Genomic DNA, 19,328 nt, shown 5'->3' on the forward strand with positions numbered 1-19,328 from the left:
AAATTCAGACCAAAAAAATGGCCGCTTATTAGCGACCATTATGTCAGATTGGGGAAATTGTCTCAGCTTTGTTTGCTCCCCTCAGCAGCGAGGGGAGCCAGCCTGATTTATTTCCGCCGCAAGTCCAGCGTACAAGGATAGTCGTTCGGAGACTCTTCCGGTGGCGGAGCCATTGGACGTGGCTCGCTATGAGGGAAAAACTCCCGAATAGCATCCACATCCGGACGGGGTGAATACTCACCGTGGCTATGATCCAGTGTCGAGAAACGATTGACCCGACGTGATTCCGCTTCAAAGGAGTTCACCGGGAAGGTGTCGTAACTGCGGCCACCCGGATGCGATACGTGGTAGCTACAGCCACCCACGGAGCGACCGTTCCAGGTATCAATCAGATCAAACACCAATGGTGATTGCACGCCAATGGTTGGATGCAACGCCGACGGTGGCGCCCATGCCTTGTAACGCACCCCGGCAACCATTTCGCCATGGCGACCGGTGCTGGTCAGTGGTACACGACGACCATTACACGCCAGTACATAGCGCTTGTTGGTCATGCCGTAGACCTTGACCTGCAAACGTTCCACGGAAGAATCCACATAACGGGATGTACCGAAGCTGGAGACTTCTTCACCCAATACATGCCATGGCTCGATGGCCCAGCGTAATTCGATCTTGATATCACCGAGTTCAACCCGACCGTAGTGCGGGAAGCGGAACTCTTCAAACGGCAACAGCCATTCGGCGCGGAAATCGAGACCATGTTCCTGCAGGTCCTGGGCGACTTCCTTGACGTCTTCCCAGACGTAGTGCGGCAACATGAACTTGTCGTGTAACTGGGTATTCCAGCGCACCAGATCATGCTTGTATGGATCTTTCCAGAAACGGATCAGCAAGGCCCGGATCAGCAATGCCTGCACCAGACCCATGCGGCTGTGCGGTGGCATTTCAAAGCCACGGAATTCCAGAATCCCCAAACGGCCTGACGGGCTACCCGGTGCAAACAGTTTATCGATACAGAATTCAGCCCGGTGGGTATTACCGGTCACATCGATCAGCAGGTTACGCATGATACGATCGACCAGCCATGGCAAGGCGGACTCACCTTCCGGCATTTGCTGGAAAGCGATTTCCAGCTCATACAAGCCTTCATCACGACCTTCGTCCACACGAGGTGCCTGACTGGTCGGGCCGATAAAAGCGCCCGAAAACAGGTAGGACAAGCTCGGGTGATGCTGCCAATAGGTCACGAAGCTGCGGAGCAGATCGGGACGACGGAGCATCGGGCTGTCTGCCGGTGTTTTACCACCCAAAGTGATGTGGTTACCACCGCCGGTACCGGAGTGACGGCCATCCAACATGAATTTCTCTGTTCCCAGGCGCGACTCACGAGCCGCCTGATACAGTTCATTCATGGTATGCATCATATCGCGCCAGTTGTCGGCCGGGTGAATATTCACCTCGATAACACCAGGGTCCGGTGTAACCAGCAACTTCTGCATCCGCCAGTCACGTGGAGGCTCATAGCCTTCGATAATGATCGGCATCTCCAGTTCAGCAGCGGTTTCCTCGATCATGGTGAGCAAGGCAACGTAGCTTTCCAGATACGGCAGTGGTGGCAGGAAAATATGAATCTTGCCACCACGGGCCTCGATACACATTGCCGTCCGTACCAGATTACGCCAGTAGGTTTCGGACTGGTCGTCATCGTCAGTGCGTTGTTGCTGTGACTGTTCGTCCGAGACAACCTGTTCCGCAATCGGCTCCGCAACTGTTGCCGTAAAGTTGCTGATAATGTCTTCACGACTTTGCAGCGCTTCTGTGGTGCGGAACGGGTCGGCTTCCTGTGGCAGCGGTACTTCTTCTGACCATGGCAGCCCTTGCAATGGCAAACGCAGACCCATGGGTGAATCACCCGGTATCAGCGTAATGCGGCCACGGCGTAATTCCCACACGCTGGAGCGCCAGCTCTGGCCATAAAAGTCCCACTCAACCGGCACAACAAAACCGGTGGGGGTATTCAGCCCCTGATCCAGCACACGAGCCAGACGGCGACGGGCCAGCTCATCCTTGGCTTCTGCAATTTCAGAATCCAGGTTGACCGGCAGGTTCTGTTCTTCAAGCAGGTAATGCAAGCCGTCTTCATACGCCGCTTGCACATATTCGTCAGACAGACCCAGTTTTTCCGACAACAGGGTAGCAAACCGGCCTGCGTCTTTTTCGGTGTGGCCGTAGTCTTTATCGACCCGGGCCAACAGCTCGGGGCGTGTCCACATCGGTTCGTTATCGGTCCGCCAGAACACACCCAGTGCCCAACGGGGAACTTCTTCGCCGGGATACCACTTGCCCTGGCCGTAATGCAGCATGCCTTGCGGAGCAAAACGGTCACGCAATTTCAACAGCAGGGTTTTGGCCAGACTCAGCTTGTGGGCACCCAGGGCTTCGGTGTTCCACTGGGCCGATTCCATATCATCAATCGATACGAAAGTTGGCTCACCCCCCATGGTCAGCCGGACATCGTTTTCTTCCAGCAAGGCGTCGACCTTGTCGCCCAGTGACAGCACATCGGCCCATTCGGCATCGGTGTACGGCTTGGTGACACGAGGGTCTTCATGGAAGCGGGTCACGTCGTTCTTGAAGTCAAACTCTACTTCGCACTTGTCGGTGAAACCATTGATCGGGGCTGCCGATACCGGGTGTGGTGTACAGGCCAGAGGAATATGGCCCTCACCGGCAAACAGCCCGGAAGTAGGATCCAGACCAACCCAGCCTGCTCCTGGCAGATAAACTTCGCACCAGGCGTGCAGGTCGGTAAAGTCTTCTTCCGGGCCGGAAGGGCCGTCGAGCGACTTTTCGTCTGAGGTCAACTGCACCAGATAACCGGAAGCAAACCGCGCCGCCATACCCAAATGACGCACGGCTTGCACCATCAGCCAGGCACTGTCACGACAGGAGCCGAGGTGTTTTTCCAGCGTCTCTTCCGGTGTCTGAACGCCTGGCTCCATACGAATGGTGTAGTCAATCAGCTGTTCCAGCTGGGAATTGACGTCGACCAGAAAGTCGATGGTGCGGCGTTTTTCTGTCGAGATACCAGCCAGAAACTTTTCGAAAGCCGGCCCTTGTGGCTCCAGCTCCAGATAAGGCTGCAGTTCTTTTTTGGTTTGCTTGTCGTATTCGAATGGAAACTCTTCCGCGTCTTCTTCCAGGAAAAAGTCAAACGGATTCACAACCGTCATATCGGCAATGACTTCAACCTCTACCGAGAACTTGCGGGTCTTCTCGGGAAATACCAATCGAGCCAGATAGTTGCCATAAGCATCCTGTTGCCAGTTGATAAAATGCTCTTCTGGCTGAACCTTGAGGCTATACGCTTCAATAGGTGTACGACAATGAGGCGCTGGACGCAGTCGAACCACATGGGGTGACAGTGAAACAGGCCGGTCGAAGTCGTAGTATGTGTTGTGCTGAATCGCAACACGGATAGTCATAACTGCTCCCGAAATAGGAAATCTCTGAATATCATTATAAATGCTGGCCGGCATCGCCAGACCAGCATTTCATTTTCATCCCTGATGCCGGTTGGGACTTCGCTATTGATCCGACAGGAACCAGGTTTTTTGTATCAGGTCATGAACATCTGCCAGTGACAATTGCAGTTCATTCAGATCTTCACGGAAAGCGACATTAAATTCTTCAGCTTCCAGGTCCGCCGCCACTTCGTCACAAATCAGTCGGGTGCGAGCAATCACACCCTCACCTTTCGGCAAACAATCCGAGCTTGCCACGATTTTTTTCAAACAAAATGCAATGGACCGGGGAAACTGCTCATCGCCCAACAGAAACGTGACCACCGGCGTTCCCTTGATGGCTGAGCGCATGGTACGGCGGAACGGCTGGTCGGCATTTAATGAGCGCAGCACATTACCCCAGATAATCTGACGACTGTTAACGGCGTATTCATCATCAGCCACCTGATGGATCGCAGCAATAGCAGCATCCAGATTACGGGAGGTCATGTCTGCCCGTTCCAGGTTTTGCCCCATCAACAACATGTCCCAGCCTTCGTCCCGGGTCATATTGACGTACAGCAAGCCAACAATTTGCTGGCAGGACTTGATGATGCTCTCCAGGAACTCGTGACGCATACTACGGTTAATGCCAAGAGACAGATTCTCTTGCACAAACATGCTCAGCTCGTTGACCAGTTCCCAGGCTTCCGCTGGAATCACATCCCGTGTCGTACGGATATTCTCACGAATCGCTCGCAAAGAATTCACTATCGAACAAGGGTTGGTGTCATCACCCAGCAGGAACTTCACCACATTACGCTCATCACGAACGGAATACCGACTATTGTAGTCGTCTTCCAGGCTGTTGATCACAATAAGATTGTACCAGCCCAGATTGACCCGCCGAGGCATGTCAAACAACAGCTTGTCATAAATGCTCAGCAGTCGCGCTGTGCTTTCAACCCGCTCCAGATAGCGAGCGGACCAGTAAATACGTTCTGCAACTTTCGATAGCATTATTCGATTCCTGTTCCTGTATCGACAATCCAGGTGTCCTTGCTGCCGCCACCCTGAGAAGAATTAACCACCAGAGAACCTTTTTTCATGGCAACCCGGGTCAAGCCACCGGTAGTGACATAGCTGTCGCGGGACTGCAGTACAAACGGCCGCAGATCCAGGTGACGGGGTTCAACCTTGTTTTTGCCCACCAGTGTTGGTGAGGTCGACAAGGCCAGCGTTGGCTGGGCAATGTAGTTACGCGGGTTGGCCTTGATCAGATCGGCAAAGGTTTCGCGCTCTTTCTTGGTGGAATGTGGCCCAATCAACATGCCATAACCACCGGACTCATTGGCGGGTTTAACCACCAGTTTGTCGAGGTTCTCCAACACGTGCTGACGCTGGACATCGTCATAACACAAAAAGGTTTCCACATTGGGAATCAATGGCTCTTCACCCAGATAATACTTGATGATAGCTGGAACAAAGGCATACACCACCTTGTCATCCGCCACACCGGCGCCCGGTGCATTCGCCAAGGCGACATTACCGGCACGCCAGGCACGCATCAGACCAGGAACACCCAGCGTTGAATCGGGGTGGAACACTTCCGGATCGAGGAACAAATCATCGATACGGCGATAGATCACGTCGACCCGTTCCAGACCGGCGATGGTTTTCATGTAGACGCAGTCGTCTTCAGTCACCATCAGGTCACTGCCTTCAACCAGCTCGGCACCCATGCGCTGTGCCAGAAAGGCGTGTTCAAAATACGCGGAGTTGTAAATCCCTGGCGTCAGAACCACAACGACCGGTTTTTCGACTTCACGTGGTGACAGGGCGGCCAGGGTCTCAAACAAGTGCTCAGGGTAATCGCCCACAGGAGCAATGCTGACTTTTTCAAATACTTCCGGAATAACCCGCTTCATGATGGAGCGGTTTTCCAGCATATAGGATACGCCCGATGGTACGCGCAGGTTATCTTCCAGCACATAAAACTGGCCATCCCCGTCACGCACCAGATCGGTGCCACAAATATGGGCCCACACACCAAAACGAGGGCTGATGCCTTCGCATTCCTTGCGATAATTGACCGACTGTTTAAGTATAAATTCCGGTACCACACCATCTTTGAGAATCTTCTGATCGTGGTACAAATCATCAATAAAGAGGTTTAATGCCCGCAAACGCTGTTTCAGACCGGCGGCCGTCTTATCCCATTGATTCTTTGAAATTACCCGGGGAAGAATATCAAAGGGCCAGGCCCGGTCGATATTCCCACCTTCTGTGTATACCGTAAATGAAACACCCATTTCCTTAATGGTCGATTCGGCCGCAATTTTGCGCGAATTCACATCTTCATCCGAGAATGATTCCAGATAGGAAATAAGTGCTTCAGCAGGTTCACGCGCGCATCCGGGTGCGCTGAAAAGTTCATCGTAGAACTCGCCCGGTGCGTAATCCTTCCACTCGATAGACATACAGCTCCTGAAATTTGCCATCAGGTTAATGAGGAATTGACGCCAGGCTGGCAAGCACTGGGTCACTCTGAAAAGACTACAAAGTGCTCAAAGTAAACCATTACCCATGCATGACTGCAAGCCGCCACAGAGGCCATTCTGGCGCATCATACACCATATCAGGCAACCGCAATTAACCCTTGCTACAAAGGCACCAATTCCAGACTTTTAGCGCCCTCGCGCACCATTAATGTGCAGCATATCAATTAATCCGCCAAAACCCGCCTCATAGAGAAACACCCATGCTGCAAGATAGGGCCAGATTTATTAACCAGCCGGATCTGAAGGTAATCTTTTGAACCCGTGAGCATCCGTCAACACCGCCCAGAAACACAGCGAGCTGTTGCCCCTATGGCTCAGGGCAGAGCAGTCTTCACACCATCATTTCATACAGCAGGCCTGGTCTTTGTCAGCTCAGACTATCGTCACAGACTTATTTTTTGACAGACGTTTATTATTTGATCAGTCTCAATATCCTTGATATGGGCAGTCTTCTCCTACAAGAGAGATTAGTGAATTATCAGCACGAATAATCAATAACAGCACGATCTGATAAAAACACGGTACCAATAAACAATGGCAAGAAATGGCCAATCCATATCAATAACTTTTCCTGATAATCTTTCCGCAATCTCATTCTGTTTAATTCTGAACAGATCATGGCAGGCCATTAAAATAACAAGCCGCCAATAGCAAAAACATAATAACAACCAGAGCGCTATACATCTTTATGCGCATTAGCCCAGCAAAACAGACCGGTTATTCTCCGCTCTGGGGCGTATTTCAAACAGAGGGTGCCGGGGGCTACCGAATGATCTCGACTCGGCGTCCCGACTTTTGGCTTGACCCGTCAGGCCTGCAAGTCGGCTTCGTGATTCGAAACCATCCAATAGCCCGGAGTAAGGATTAAACAGGTGCCCCCAACAGGTCAGTTATCGTCTCCAGCAAACGATTGTATTCACCAGAGCCGTCCACGGCGTAGTTGAGGTTCTTGAACAGGCCGGTCAGGCGTGTGTAGAAAGTGCGTACCGCAGCTTTCCTTTGTGAGTCGGAATCCGCATCCATCTGCGGCTGATGAGCCGCTACGGCTTCCATCAATTCAAACAACCGTTGCTGACGATCCATCGGCACCGACACATCCACATCATCGAAGGCATCCTGCTGCAAATACACCATATCCAGCAGCAGCGCTTTCTGTTGCACGATAAAGTCGTCCAGCGTTACCCCCTCTTCACCAGTCACCTGCATCATGCGGCTGACTTCATCACCTCGTACCAGCAGTTCCGACAACACTTCGACCCGCCGCGTCCAACCCGGGGATAAATGGGTATCAAACCAGGGCTGTAACTGTTTAAGGTAACGCGACCAGGAAATCAACGGGTCAACCGCGGGATAAAAGCGCCGATAAGCCCGATCCGCAGACAGCCCCAGAAAGGTTTTGACCGTCCCCAGCGTGGATTGGGTCACTGGCTCTTCAAAGTTACCACCAGCCGGTGAGACGGTCCCTACCATGGTAAAGGTACCTTCAACGCCATCGGTACGACGAATCACCCCAGCGCGCTCATAAATATTGCGAATCGAAGAGTCCAGATAAGCCGGAAAGGCTTCCTCACCTGGAATTTCTTCCAGCCGGCCGGAAGTTTCCCGCATTGCCTGGGCCCAGCGCGACGTCGAATCGGCGATCAGCAAGACGTCATAACCCATGCTCTGGTAATACTCCGCCAGAGTGATACCCATATAAATAGAGGCTTCCCGGGCAGCCACCGGCATCGATGAGGTATTGCAGAGAATAATGGTTCTATCCATCAGGCTGCCGCCGGTTTTGGGGTCCGTCATACCGGGAAATTCCTGAATGGTTTCAACCACCTCACCGGCCCGCTCACCACAAGCCACCACGATCACAATATCCACATCGGAGTAGCGGGAAATCAGCCCTTGCAGCACGGTCTTCCCTGCGCCAAATGGCCCAGGAATACAACCAGTACCACCTTTGGCCAGGGGGAAAAAGGTATCTACCAGACGAATGGTGGTCGACAACGGCTGGCTCGGATAGAGACGTTCCGCCTCTCCCAGCGCCATCAATCGACGAGAAATCGGCAGTCGAATCGGCCAGCGCTGACTCAGGGTCAGGTTACGACTGCGATGCGGGTCAGCCACTCCTTCAGCCGACAGTGGCGTCAGGCGGGCAACCGGATCGGCAACACTGAAGCTGCCCTCCAGAATCCAATCCAGCTGCCATTCTCCTGGCCAGTCAAACGGCACCATAATCTTGTGCTCAAACCGTCCTTCTGCCACCACGCCGGCAATATCACTCGCCCGGACTTTCTCGCCTTCCTTGATCAGCGGCTTGAAGGACCAGCGTCGAGCCTGATCCAGACCGCGAATATCCACACCCCGCGGCAAAAAAGTGCCGTAGTTGGCCGCCAGTTGCTCCAGCGGGTTTTGCAAGCCGTCGTAGACCATACCCAGCAGACCTGGACCCAGTTCAGCCGACAACAGTTCTCCGGTTTGTAGTACCGGATCACCGATACCAACACCCCGGGTGCTTTCGTAAACTTGCGCGTCGGCCCGGCGGCCATGAATCCTCAGGACTTCGGCTTTCAGCCATTCCTGTCTGCCATCTGCGGTCAGGCGGCCGGGCAAGACAAACACCACTTCATTTTTGGACAATGGCCGATAGTCTCCAGACCCGGCGACGGTTTCGATGCTTTCTATTGTCACCAGATCATCCTGTACTGCGACAATACGTGCTGTTGCTTGCTGACCTGAGTCCGCCTTTTCTGCGGCTGTCTCCATCGTCATAACGGTGCTCCACTGGCCATGGTCGATGATTGGGTAAAGTTGCTACTGGCTTTGGGGTCAAGAGGGCCTGGCTCAACGGCTGTTACCGCAGCAATGTCCACCGCCACCCAGTCACTGAAACGGGCCTGGGCCTGGGTAGCGTCATAACCGATACGACGATCCAGCATGTCCCATTTGAGGACATACGCCACGACAGCCACCAGACTGTTGTCTCCAGGCAACAGGTAGCGCCCGGTCAGGATCCAGTTATGCTGCAATAACATCTGCTCCAGCTCCCAGGGTTGATGAGAGCGGATACAGGTCAGCGCTTGTGGCAACCAGGGCTGGGCGACCTCCAGTCGGAACGTTGGCTCATGCCAGTACTGCTCTATGGTCTGACGATAACGACTCACACTCCAAAGGCCGGATGGCGGTGGATCGTTGTCCTGCTGATACTCCCGTCGCCACAGTGCGGCAACCAGCGTCCGGACATCCAGCCGCTGCTGAATCAACGCCAGCAGAGCCGTTGCTTCGGCCCTCGGGCGGGTATCGTCATGCCGCAACGTCTCAAGCAGTTTTCGTTGCCGCAATACCAGTTGCTGGTTATCGCTGGTAATGGGAAGTTCACGCCATTGCAGCAAGGATTCAATACGTGCCAGCAGGTCAGCATCCGGCTGACTTAACAGTCGCAATCGGCGCTCCAGTTTCAAGCGGGAAAGCGGTGTCTGATGGCGGCTTCCCCAGCGCTCATGGGCCGGTAAACTCGACATCAACAGGGTGTAGCGATCACGCCAGTCCATTCAGACCCCTAGTGCAAACAACCAACAACTAACGAATAATGCCATCAAGAATAGCGCGAAATCTGGGTTGTAAATAACCCAATAACAACCCGGCAATGGCCCGGTCACTGAGATCCACTTCAATTTTCTCGTCACGCAGTACCAGCGTAATACCATGGTGATCAGCCGAACCGGCGGCCAGGGTCACACCATCACGCAGCATGTCGATCTGTAACGCAAAAGCCAGATCGGCCAGCGGCCCTTGCATGGCGGACTCCGGTGATCGCCGAATATCATCCAGCGCCAGTATCTGCGGTGGTAACAGCAGATCCAGCTCACTCTCGGCGGGTAATTCGGCCTGCTCCAGTAGCCGTCCTGCGGCGGCCCGTATCAGCTTGGCCAGCAGTTGCGGCTGATCCAGTTGCTGGCGCACCAGGCGCGAAACATCCGCTGAAAAACGCTGCTCCAGCATGGATTTCATATCCAGAACCAGATCCCGAAAGGCGATTTGCATGGCTTCACTGGCGGCCTGCTGCTCACGACGGGCGTCTTCTTTCGCCTCGGCAATCAGCTTGTCGGCTTGTTGGCGAGCATCAGCCAACAAGGCCGCGGCCTGTTGGCGGGCATCGGCCAGAATTGCCTCGGCTTCTGTTTCCCCCGCCTCAACGCCATCCTGACGCAAACGGCTAACCAGCTCGTCAATCCCGGCGGAAACGACGTCACTGCCTGATTGTTTCATCCAATTCCTCCTGCGTTTACCCGTTTATCAAACAACAGATAAACATCCATCAGCCTGTTACTGAGCCGCCAGAGCAGGAATACCGCCCGACAGCACCAGCGCAAAAATAAAGACAAACACACCGAAACCTTCAACCACGGCCGCCGGAGCAATCGACATACCAAAAATCTCCGGCTTCTCTTTTGAAGCACTGATCGCAGCGGCACACGCTCGTCCTTGCCAGATCCCGGCGACCATCAAAGACAGCCCGGATAATAGTCCGATACCAAACAACCCGGCAGCGTTTTCAATACCGACCTCTCGTTGCAAGGTAAACAGCAAGACGATGCCATAAATCACAAACGACGACGGCAACACCGACAAACCGATAAAACGCCCATGGCCACTGTCTGTATCCAGCATGGCACCAATGGCAGCCTGACCAGCCAGACCACAGCCAATCACACTGCCCATACAGCCCAGTGCAATGGGAGAAAACATTCCAATCCAGCCCAGGCTTATGACCAGCTCATTCATCTTCCAACTCCTTTAATTGAAACGGCTGGAAAGCGTAACCTTCACCCGGCTCGCCCCAGTTGTAAAATTCAATAAAATTCAGCCTCAGGCCGTGTACAACACCACTCATCACTCCCAAAGCAATATTCACTACGTGCCCCAACAGCAAGATCAGCACCCCACCAAGCAAGGCCAGCCCACCTTCGGTAGCCATCACCTGTACTGCCAGCTGATTAAATGTCAGCGCCAGTGATACCGACGCCAGCCCCAACGCAAACAGGCGCATATAACTGAGCACATCGCCAAACAGCTGACTCAGGCCCGGCAACACCATCAACCCGCGCAATAGCCGCTGTACGCCTCGTTGCAGCGGACTGGCAGAGGCTGATATCGGCCTGGCCCAGCCAGAACCCACCATAATGGCCAGCACCGCGACAACCGCCAACACCACTACTGTGGCCGAAATACCAATAAAACCGGCCCAGCAGCCCAGTAGTACGACCCCGGCCCAGCCCGCCCGGCTAACCACAAACCAGTGTTCATGGCGGCGATGCCAGGCCAGGCTGGCATTCGCCAGCAGCAGATGCACAACCCCGGTCAGGATCGATACCTTCATCATGGTGTTGTAATCCTCGATATCCATGACCACCAGACTGGTCAGCCAGTTATCGTCCGCCAGCTCCACCCCGAAGTACTCGCCCGCCATAACACCCCATACCAGCGCGGCCCCGACCAGAGACAAAAACAGCTGGCGGAGACCGCGACCGGTTTCACTCTTACCCATCGCTTTCCAGCGCAACGCCAATAACCCGCCCAATGCCAGGGCATAACCAGCATCCGACAGAATCATGGCAAAAAAGACCATAAACGACAGATACAGGTGCACGGAAGGATCCCAGGAACGGTAGGCCGGTAACTGGTAAAAACGGGTCAGCAACCCGCCAGCAGCAAAACCCGCCAGCGGCTTCAGCAAGGTAGGGGGAGATTCATCAGCGGCAGGGTCACTGGCAACAAAGGCAAAACCGGTTTCCCGAGCCAGGGTTGATAACGCCGGCAAGGAAGATACCGGCACCCAGGCCAGCAGCGTAAACACCTGGCCATCCGAGGACAATCGATCCACCACCTGACGCCAGAGTGTGTGATTGTGCGTCCTTGCCTGATGACGTTTGAGCAACAACAGATAACGGGTTAATTCTTCCCGTCGCGATTGCAGAGAATCGAGCGATTGCTCAATGGTTTCCAACGCTTCGGTCAGCTGCTCCAGGGTACGTGAACCCAAATGTTCCCGGGGCACAGGCATGCAGGCCGATGGTGGTTCCGTTGCAGATAACAGGACAACATAAAGATGGCGGCTGTCACGGCCGACCAGCTGCCAGGGGATGCCCCAATGAATATCATCCGGACTCTGGCTCTGGTCAGGAAGCCGGATTGCCGCTCCGGCCTTGTAGAGCCGATCCAGCCAGCTGCGCTTGTTCACAGGCAAGCAATAAAACCACAGCCGTACATGGTTAACCCACGCGTCGTCGGGGAAATGAAACTCACCCCAGGGCAGCATCCGCTGTATCCGGGCCTGGACTTCGTCACGCTGGTCTTCCAGTTGCCGCAGCTGGTGCTGTACGTCAATGGCTTCATTAACGACCGGTTGCAAATGAAAACCGGTAAATTTTTTTAACGGCCGCCGGCGACTTTCCCCTTGCTCCAGAAAACGGATCGCCTGATTCAAATGACGAACCCCTTCCGGCACTTCCTCGCCGCTCTCATGGCCATCAATCAGATGCAGCTGACCAAATGCCTGCAAACGGGCAATGACCGCTTCCTTGTCTTTTTCACGCCCGGCGATGGCCACTTTTTTTAACGCGACGATTGTCATGATCCACCCGCAGCCTGACGTTTGTTTTTAGCTATTTTCGATGTCACTACCGACTCCCTGTCCTTGTCGTCCAGATAGATACCAATACGGCGGATATTGGATCGGGTCTCGGGTATCAGTACCTTGTCGAACAGATTTACCCGCTGGGTCACCTTGCGCAGAGCCGCCGCCATCACGCGGTGTTGCTGCTGCAACAACTGGTGTTTGACGTCCAGAGTCATGCCTTCCTGTAACCATTGTTGCAGAGGTGCAACCCAGTGCGGTTTTGCCATCAGGGGGATAATGGCCAGATCAAAGTCAATTGCCTCCAGCTCGTTGATCCAGACACCGACGATGTTACGTCGCCGCAGCTGTAAACTCCGCACGGTGCATAATCCCTTTAAATCGATTGAGGTAACCGCCAGCATCGGCATCTGCTCGCCAATACGTTGTGCCAGTTGCTGCCGTTGCTGTACCAGCTCCTGCTGCTGCACTTCCACCTGTTTGATGGCTCCTTGCAGCTGCTGGCGTTTCATATCCAGTGCCGGTAAAAAGCGCTGGTAAGCCGCCAGCTTTTGCCGCTGGGCCGACAAGGTGGCCTTCGACAACAGCAAACGTGCCATATCAGACCGTCTCCAGGCTGCCCGCCATCTCGGTCGGGTAATACTTGTCGATCAGTTCGGGCTTCATCAGCAATTGCTCGGCACGGAAACATTGCGCCATCAGCTGCCACCCCTTGTCCAGCGCCTGTTCCAGCGGCATCGACACATCCAGAGACATAAAATGCTGACGGAACAGTTGCCCGTATTGCAGTAGCTGCTGATCGTAATCACTGAGATCAAAGGCCATGGCCTGTTTCTGTTCGGCTTCGACGGCGCCGGAGTAAAGCCGGATCATGGTATTCATCACCTGGCTGTGGTCTTCCCTGGTTTGTTTGCCGATCACCAGCTGTTTCAGGCGCGACAAGGAACCAAACGGATCCAGCTGGCCATCGTGCAAATAGAATTGTCCTTCGGTGATATAACCTGTGTTATCCGGTACCGGGTGACTGACGTCGTTGCCAGGCATGGTTGTAACCGCAAGAATCGTGACCGATCCACCCTTGGCATAATCACAGGCTTTTTCGTAGCGACGGGCCAGCTGTGAGTACAGATCCCCCATATAGCCACGGTTCGAGGGGACCCGCTCATTGGCGATACCGATTTCTTTCAGGGCATCGGCGTAGGCGGTCATATCGGTCAGCAGCACCAATACCCGTTTGCCTTCTTCCACCGCAAAACGTTCCGCTACAGCCAGCGCCATATCCGGCACCAACAAGCGTTCGACGATCGAATCCGAGGCCTGGTTAACAAACATAACGGTACGGGCAAAAGAACCCTGATCTTCAAAGGTCTGGCGGAATGAATAAAAGTCGTCAAACCCCAACCCCATACCACCAAACACGATAATGTCGGCGTCGGCCTGCGTACCAATACGGCCAAGAAAGGCGTTGTATGGTTCTCCAGAAACGGAAAAAACAGGAATTTTTTGACTCTCGACCAGGCAATTAAACAGGTCGATCATGGGAACACCCGTACGAATCATGCGGGATGCCAGCACCCGTCGCATCGGGTTGACGGTTGGTCCGCCGATCTCGACCTGGCTGTCAAAATCGAGCGCCGGGCCATGATCCATCGGCTTGCCGCGACCATCAAAGATACGCCCGAGAATATTGGCGGAGTAAGTCACCTGCATCGGATGACCCAGGAATTGCACACTGGCATCGGTCGCCAGCCCTTTGGTGCCATCAAACACCTGCATCGAGACTTGCTCATCGCGGATGTCGATCACTTGCGCCAGACGGCGGGTGGTGCCATCCCCACTGACCAGTACGGCCAGGTCATCCAGCCGCACCCGGGTTGATTTACCTGATTCAGGGGTTGCAACGCGCAACCGCACCAGATCCCCCACAATCGCAACAATCGAACGATAGGACGTACTGTCTGAACCCATTTCCAACCTCCTGAACCCTGCCCACCAAGGGGCGGGTATGTATTACCAACAGATATAGTTGTCACCAGGACAATATCTCTGGGGACATCATCATGACGGGCCTGAAACACATCACCTTGACCCCGCTCAGGATTAAACTGCTTTCACGGAAGTGTCACGGTATTTCATGCGGTAATACGGTACGTCACCCGCACCAGAGAGTCGCCCGACCCTGGCTGGCTATATCACAAGGCAGCCGTCACTTCGTCGCGGTACCACTGCGACGAGGTTCAACATATTGCGCCATATGACTGCGATTTTTGACGATCATTACAATCTCAAGGTGATATAAATCAACAAAATGTCACTTTCCCTGCCAATGGCATTTTCCCTATCCCAACACCGGTAAAGAGCACTTCACTCAACTCGCCCTTCGATAACCAGACCATAGGGAGCTGGTTATCGAACCGGCAAGTAACAGCGAGCAGACAGATCGGGGGCTCAGTCTTCCGGCATCAGGTCATTACCCGGATGAAAAGAGACGGGCTGATAAATATCCGTCATACAGCGAGCCTCACCATCCGGTTGCACAATACGGGCGTGTCGACGACTCAGGCCACGCGGTTCATCAACACCACAGGAATGGGCGATAACCCCGACTTCCTGTACCAGACTCTCGACAAAGTGCTGTACCCGGACGGCCTTGTCCGAAGGTACCAAACCACTCTGCAAATGCTTGTTGTGAGTAGTGATGCCAGTGGGACAAGTGTTTTTATTGCATTGCAACGCCTGGATACAGCCCAGAGCAAACATAAAGCCTCGGGCCGACACCACAAAATCAGCGCCCACACATAACGCCCAGGCGACCCGGTCCGGGGTAATCAGTTTGCCCGAAGCAATCACCCGGATACGTGGTCGCAAGTGAAATTCATCCAGCGTGTCCACCAGCATGGGCAAGGACTGATTCAAAGGCAGCCCCATATAATCCATCAGCGACTGGGGTGCCGCTCCCGTGCCACCTTCGGCACCATCCAGAGTGATAAAATCCGGCGCAGATTGTTTGCCGCGCAACTGGATGGCACGACACAAGTCCCGAATCCAGCCAATATCTCCCAGTACGACCTTGAAGCCCACCGGCTTGCCAGTCACCGCCCGCACATGACCGATCATATCGAGCAAGTCATCAACCGAGCGGATTTCCGGGTGGCCATTGGGGCTGATTGAGGCTTCGTGCAGGGGAATATGACGAATACGGGCAATCTCTTCATTCACCTTGGTAGCCGGCAAGATACCCCCCTTGCCTGGCTTGGCCCCCTGACTGAGCTTGATTTCAAACATGCGTACCTGTGAGTGCTCGGCGATGGCCTTCAACTTGGTATCGTCCAGCATGCCACGTTCATCCCGCACACCGTACTTGGCCGTGCCGATCTGGAACACCAGATCACAGCCGCCTTCCAGATGATACGGAGACAAACCGCCTTCACCGGTATTCATCCAGCTACCTGCCATGGCAGCGCCACGGGACAAGGCGGTAACTGCCACACTCGACAGCGCACCAAAACTCATGCCCGAGATATTCACCAGTGAGCTGGTGGTATAGGGGCTGCGGCAATGCTCACCAATGGTCAAGGGGCCTGAGCTGGCAAAATCCTGCTTCAATGCCGGAAACGGGCTGTTGACAAAGATAACGGTGCCCGGCACATCCAGACGACGGGTAGAACCAAAGGCGATGGTGGTACTTTCCTGTTTGGCGGCGCGATATACCCAGGTACGATCCGCCCGGTTAAACGGCATCTCCTCGCGATCCATGGCAAAAAAGTATTGCCGAAAGAACTCACCCAGGTGTTCAAACAAGTAGCGGAAACGTCCAATCACGGGGAAATTACGCCGGACTGTGTGCTGCGTCTGTCGCACATCCACCACCCAGGCGTAGATCACCCAGGCGCCCAGCAGCAACGCTAATAACGCCAACAGGCCCATCAGGGTTAATACACTATATGCAGCAAGCTCAAACAGGGTCTCGGTCACATCCAGCCTCGGTACATGGTTCGAAAGGAGGCTAGACTAACCTGATGGCACGACTGAAAAAAGCCATGATCGTTCCATCAGACTGTTCTGGAGATAAAACAGGCAGGGCAATTCAGGTCAGGCGGTGGGCGTGATGTCTCTAACGGCATGGGCCGTGAAATAAACGAATTTACCTTCAGCATCTCCCACTTCTACTTGAGACGGGGACAAGGGAGAATGTTTGATGGCGGCAATATACAGGCTGCGACAGGCCACCAGGCTCTTCTCTATGTCATTAAACAAGGGCAACGAGAAAACAAAGGAGTGGCGCTCACAACCGCGTTCCAGCGCCAATAACAGCCGCGCATCGGTCAACTCACCGGCACGCAAGAAATTGATGTAGCTGATACGGTATTCCTGACCAAATTCATACAGGTAAGGTTCCATGGTTTGGCGGCTTGTACTCATGATATATCCTGCGTCAATGCTGACCAGCGGCCAATAAACGTGTCGGTGCCAACCTGGCCAAAACAACGAAGCGGATACCAATGGATCACACTCACTGACGTCATTCCGGGCATCCGGGCATGGCACAAACACGGTCAACCTCTAGACTTGACGATAGTGGGTCCAATTACGGCCAATACTGGCCAATGCTTCAGATAGTGTAGTGTACCGATACGAAAACGCCTGCTCCTGCAGCTGAAGAGGCAATACTCGCTGCCCCTTGAGCAGCAGGTCCGCCATCTCACCAAACACGATACGCGCCACGGCTGCGGGCATGGGCAACAGTGCCGGACGCTTCAGGCAAGTCGCCAGCACACGGGTAAAATCACGGTTTGTCACCGCCTCTGGCGCCGTCATATTAACAATCCCCTCTGCCTCCGAGGCCAGCAGATGGTTCAGTGCTGCCAGATAATCCTCAATATGAATCCAGGACAAATACTGTTCGCCGGAGCCAATACGTCCTCCCAGCCCCAGAGAAAATGGCGTCCACAAACGCTTTAGCATGCCCCCCTGCTCTCCCAGCACCACACCGGTCCGCAAGATCAGCGACCGCCGCGACAAGGCAAACAAAGGGTGCGCAGCCTGTTCCCAATCGGCACACAGCTGAGCGGCAAAATCTTCGCCTGCCGGGCTGGTTTCAGCCACGGTCTGCTGGGCGGCAGTTCCGCTCAGGGCACCATAGACCCCGATCGCTGAGCCACTGGCCACAACATCAAAGCGCCGACCGGTTTGTATTGCCCACTCGGCCAGACGATTGGTCACACCGATGCGACTCTCGCGCAACGCCTGCTTGCGCGAGTGGCTCCAGCGCTGGTCGGCAATCCCTTCTCCCGCCAGATTGACAAGCCAGTCAAAGGGCCCAACCAACTGATACAAATCATTCACCGCCATCACGCGACCAGCCCATCGTTTAACCACCCAGTCAGGGCGTCGGGTCAATACGGCAATCTCATAGCCTTCCGCGAGCCATCCGTTCACCAGGCGAGAGCCTATAAATCCACTACCACCCGTTATCAGTATACGTTTGCTCATACTTCACTCCGGAGAAATTGCCTTGTGATCAGCAAGTACATTTATATATACAATACTTATACAATAGTATATCCAAGGACAAAATCAAAAGCGGATGCAAAAAACAGCCAAACAACACCAGTCCCAGCATGATTATTGTTGCTGGCATAAACAGAGATGATGCTGACATGGGCGGACTCCATCCAGAATGACAGCAACCACACAGCATTGCTGAAAGATTCGCCCTCTCTGGGGAATTGCTCACAGACAGCCATGCGTATTTGACGACCACCTCACAAATGACATCGCCGTTCCCCATGACCGATATGGCATAAGATAAACCAGCACCGCCACCGACACCTTAGCCCGGAGCAGTCGGTACAATGTACGGCGGTGCTTGTTCACAATGAGTTAATCGTTCACTACCAGTGATATGCCATTCCTGAAAAGAAACTGAAACAGTATTTTCACATTCACCGGCAACTAATTCTGGCAATCTGCAGAAACTGGTTACATTCTGCGGATATAGAAGATGCTTGGCCAAGCGACAGAGCCGTCGACAAGGCCTTGCTCTATGGACATGGTCTGTATTGAATTTCGCTATCAATCAGGAGGTTGCATTATGCAAACCCGATCTAATAACCACGCCACTATTTTATTGGCGCACGGAAGTAGCGATCCAAACTGGCTCAAGCCTTTTGAACAGCTGACAGGGAATATTTGCGCAGGCATGGCCAAATCCAATCAGATACAGCTGGCCTATATGGAGCTGGCTGAACCTTCCCTCGAGAATATGATTGCTACCCTGTCCAATGACGGCGTCACTCACATTGATATATTGCCGTTGTTTTTTGCTGCTGGCCGCCACTTGCGTCAGGATGTGCCAGAGCAAATAGAAGCCTTGCAACGACAACATCTGGTCAAGCTGACCCTTCATCCCCCAGTCGGCCTCGAGCCAGAAGTCGCCACCGCCATCAGCAATGTAGTGGTGCGAAAACTAATGGGAGAATAAATAGCCCGGCTTGATGTAGAACACCTTCCATTCAGGGCCATGGTATTTCGATACCAGCCCCTGAGTTTGCCCCTGAACTCCTTACGACTCCCTGCCTTTTGCCTTTGCTGCCGCCCCGCCAGAATCCGCCTGACAGTCAGGCTGTGCGTTATGTC

At 54.0% G+C, this 19,328-nt stretch carries 14 protein-coding genes; 1 reads left to right on the plus strand and 13 read right to left on the minus strand.

Annotation, left to right across the window (positions count from 1 at the left end; all coding sequences use genetic code 11):
- Nucleotides 1–107: 107 nt before the first annotated feature.
- The 13 genes from Q8W22_RS04085 to Q8W22_RS04145 form a co-directional block, all read right to left on the minus strand.
- Nucleotides 108–3,485, minus strand: a complete 3,378-nt coding sequence (locus Q8W22_RS04085; protein ID WP_303432074.1) for a DUF2126 domain-containing protein — start codon at nucleotides 3,483–3,485, stop codon at nucleotides 108–110.
- A gap of 102 nt (nucleotides 3,486–3,587) precedes the next feature.
- Entirely contained in the window at nucleotides 3,588–4,523 is a 936-nt protein-coding gene (locus Q8W22_RS04090) for an alpha-E domain-containing protein (RefSeq protein WP_303432075.1), read from the minus strand.
- A complete protein-coding gene (locus Q8W22_RS04095; RefSeq protein ID WP_303432076.1) occupies nucleotides 4,523–5,983 on the minus strand; it encodes a circularly permuted type 2 ATP-grasp protein in 1,461 nt (486 codons plus the stop codon). Before Q8W22_RS04095 ends, Q8W22_RS04090 begins: the two co-directional genes overlap by 1 nt.
- A gap of 945 nt (nucleotides 5,984–6,928) precedes the next feature.
- On the minus strand, nucleotides 6,929–8,824 hold the full coding sequence (locus Q8W22_RS04100; protein ID WP_303432078.1) for a V-type ATP synthase subunit A: 1,896 nt from the start codon (nucleotides 8,822–8,824) through the stop codon (nucleotides 6,929–6,931).
- A complete protein-coding gene (locus tag Q8W22_RS04105) occupies nucleotides 8,821–9,603 on the minus strand; it encodes a hypothetical protein (protein ID WP_303432079.1) in 783 nt (260 codons plus the stop codon). The genes Q8W22_RS04100 and Q8W22_RS04105 overlap by 4 nt, the downstream gene beginning before the upstream one ends.
- Nucleotides 9,604–9,631: 28 nt before the next feature.
- Nucleotides 9,632–10,321 (minus strand): HrpE/YscL family type III secretion apparatus protein, encoded by a 690-nt coding sequence (locus tag Q8W22_RS04110; protein WP_303432080.1) that lies wholly within the window; start codon nucleotides 10,319–10,321, stop codon nucleotides 9,632–9,634.
- Between the two features lie 57 nt (nucleotides 10,322–10,378).
- Nucleotides 10,379–10,837, minus strand: coding sequence for an ATP synthase subunit C (locus Q8W22_RS04115; protein WP_303432081.1), 459 nt, complete (start codon nucleotides 10,835–10,837; stop codon nucleotides 10,379–10,381).
- A complete protein-coding gene (locus tag Q8W22_RS04120; protein ID WP_305451683.1) occupies nucleotides 10,830–12,686 on the minus strand; it encodes a V-type ATP synthase subunit I in 1,857 nt (618 codons plus the stop codon). The genes Q8W22_RS04115 and Q8W22_RS04120 overlap by 8 nt, the downstream gene beginning before the upstream one ends.
- Entirely contained in the window at nucleotides 12,683–13,288 is a 606-nt protein-coding gene (locus Q8W22_RS04125) for a V-type ATP synthase subunit D (protein WP_305451684.1), read from the minus strand. Before Q8W22_RS04125 ends, Q8W22_RS04120 begins: the two co-directional genes overlap by 4 nt.
- A gap of 1 nt (nucleotide 13,289) precedes the next feature.
- Entirely contained in the window at nucleotides 13,290–14,657 is a 1,368-nt protein-coding gene (locus Q8W22_RS04130; RefSeq protein ID WP_305414541.1) for a V-type ATP synthase subunit B, read from the minus strand.
- A gap of 480 nt (nucleotides 14,658–15,137) precedes the next feature.
- Nucleotides 15,138–16,616: an FMN-binding glutamate synthase family protein gene (locus tag Q8W22_RS04135; protein WP_303432292.1), complete on the minus strand. Its 1,479-nt coding sequence runs from the start codon at nucleotides 16,614–16,616 to the stop codon at nucleotides 15,138–15,140.
- Nucleotides 16,617–16,781: 165 nt separating this feature from the next.
- Nucleotides 16,782–17,111, minus strand: a complete 330-nt coding sequence (locus Q8W22_RS04140; RefSeq protein ID WP_303432088.1) for a hypothetical protein — start codon at nucleotides 17,109–17,111, stop codon at nucleotides 16,782–16,784.
- A 141-nt stretch (nucleotides 17,112–17,252) separates the two neighbouring features.
- Nucleotides 17,253–18,182, minus strand: coding sequence for a TIGR01777 family oxidoreductase (locus Q8W22_RS04145; RefSeq protein ID WP_305451685.1), 930 nt, complete (start codon nucleotides 18,180–18,182; stop codon nucleotides 17,253–17,255).
- Nucleotides 18,183–18,783: 601 nt separating this feature from the next.
- On the opposite strand from Q8W22_RS04145, the gene Q8W22_RS04150 reads away from it, so the two are divergent.
- Nucleotides 18,784–19,173 carry a sirohydrochlorin chelatase gene (locus tag Q8W22_RS04150; protein ID WP_303432092.1) on the plus strand — a complete coding sequence of 130 codons (390 nt, stop codon included), beginning with the start codon at nucleotides 18,784–18,786 and terminating at the stop codon, nucleotides 19,171–19,173.
- Nucleotides 19,174–19,328 lie beyond the last annotated feature (155 nt).

This window comes from Oceanobacter sp. 1_MG-2023, from assembly GCF_030689025.1.
In the GTDB taxonomy this organism is placed as follows: Bacteria; Pseudomonadota; Gammaproteobacteria; order Pseudomonadales; family Oceanobacteraceae; genus Oceanobacter.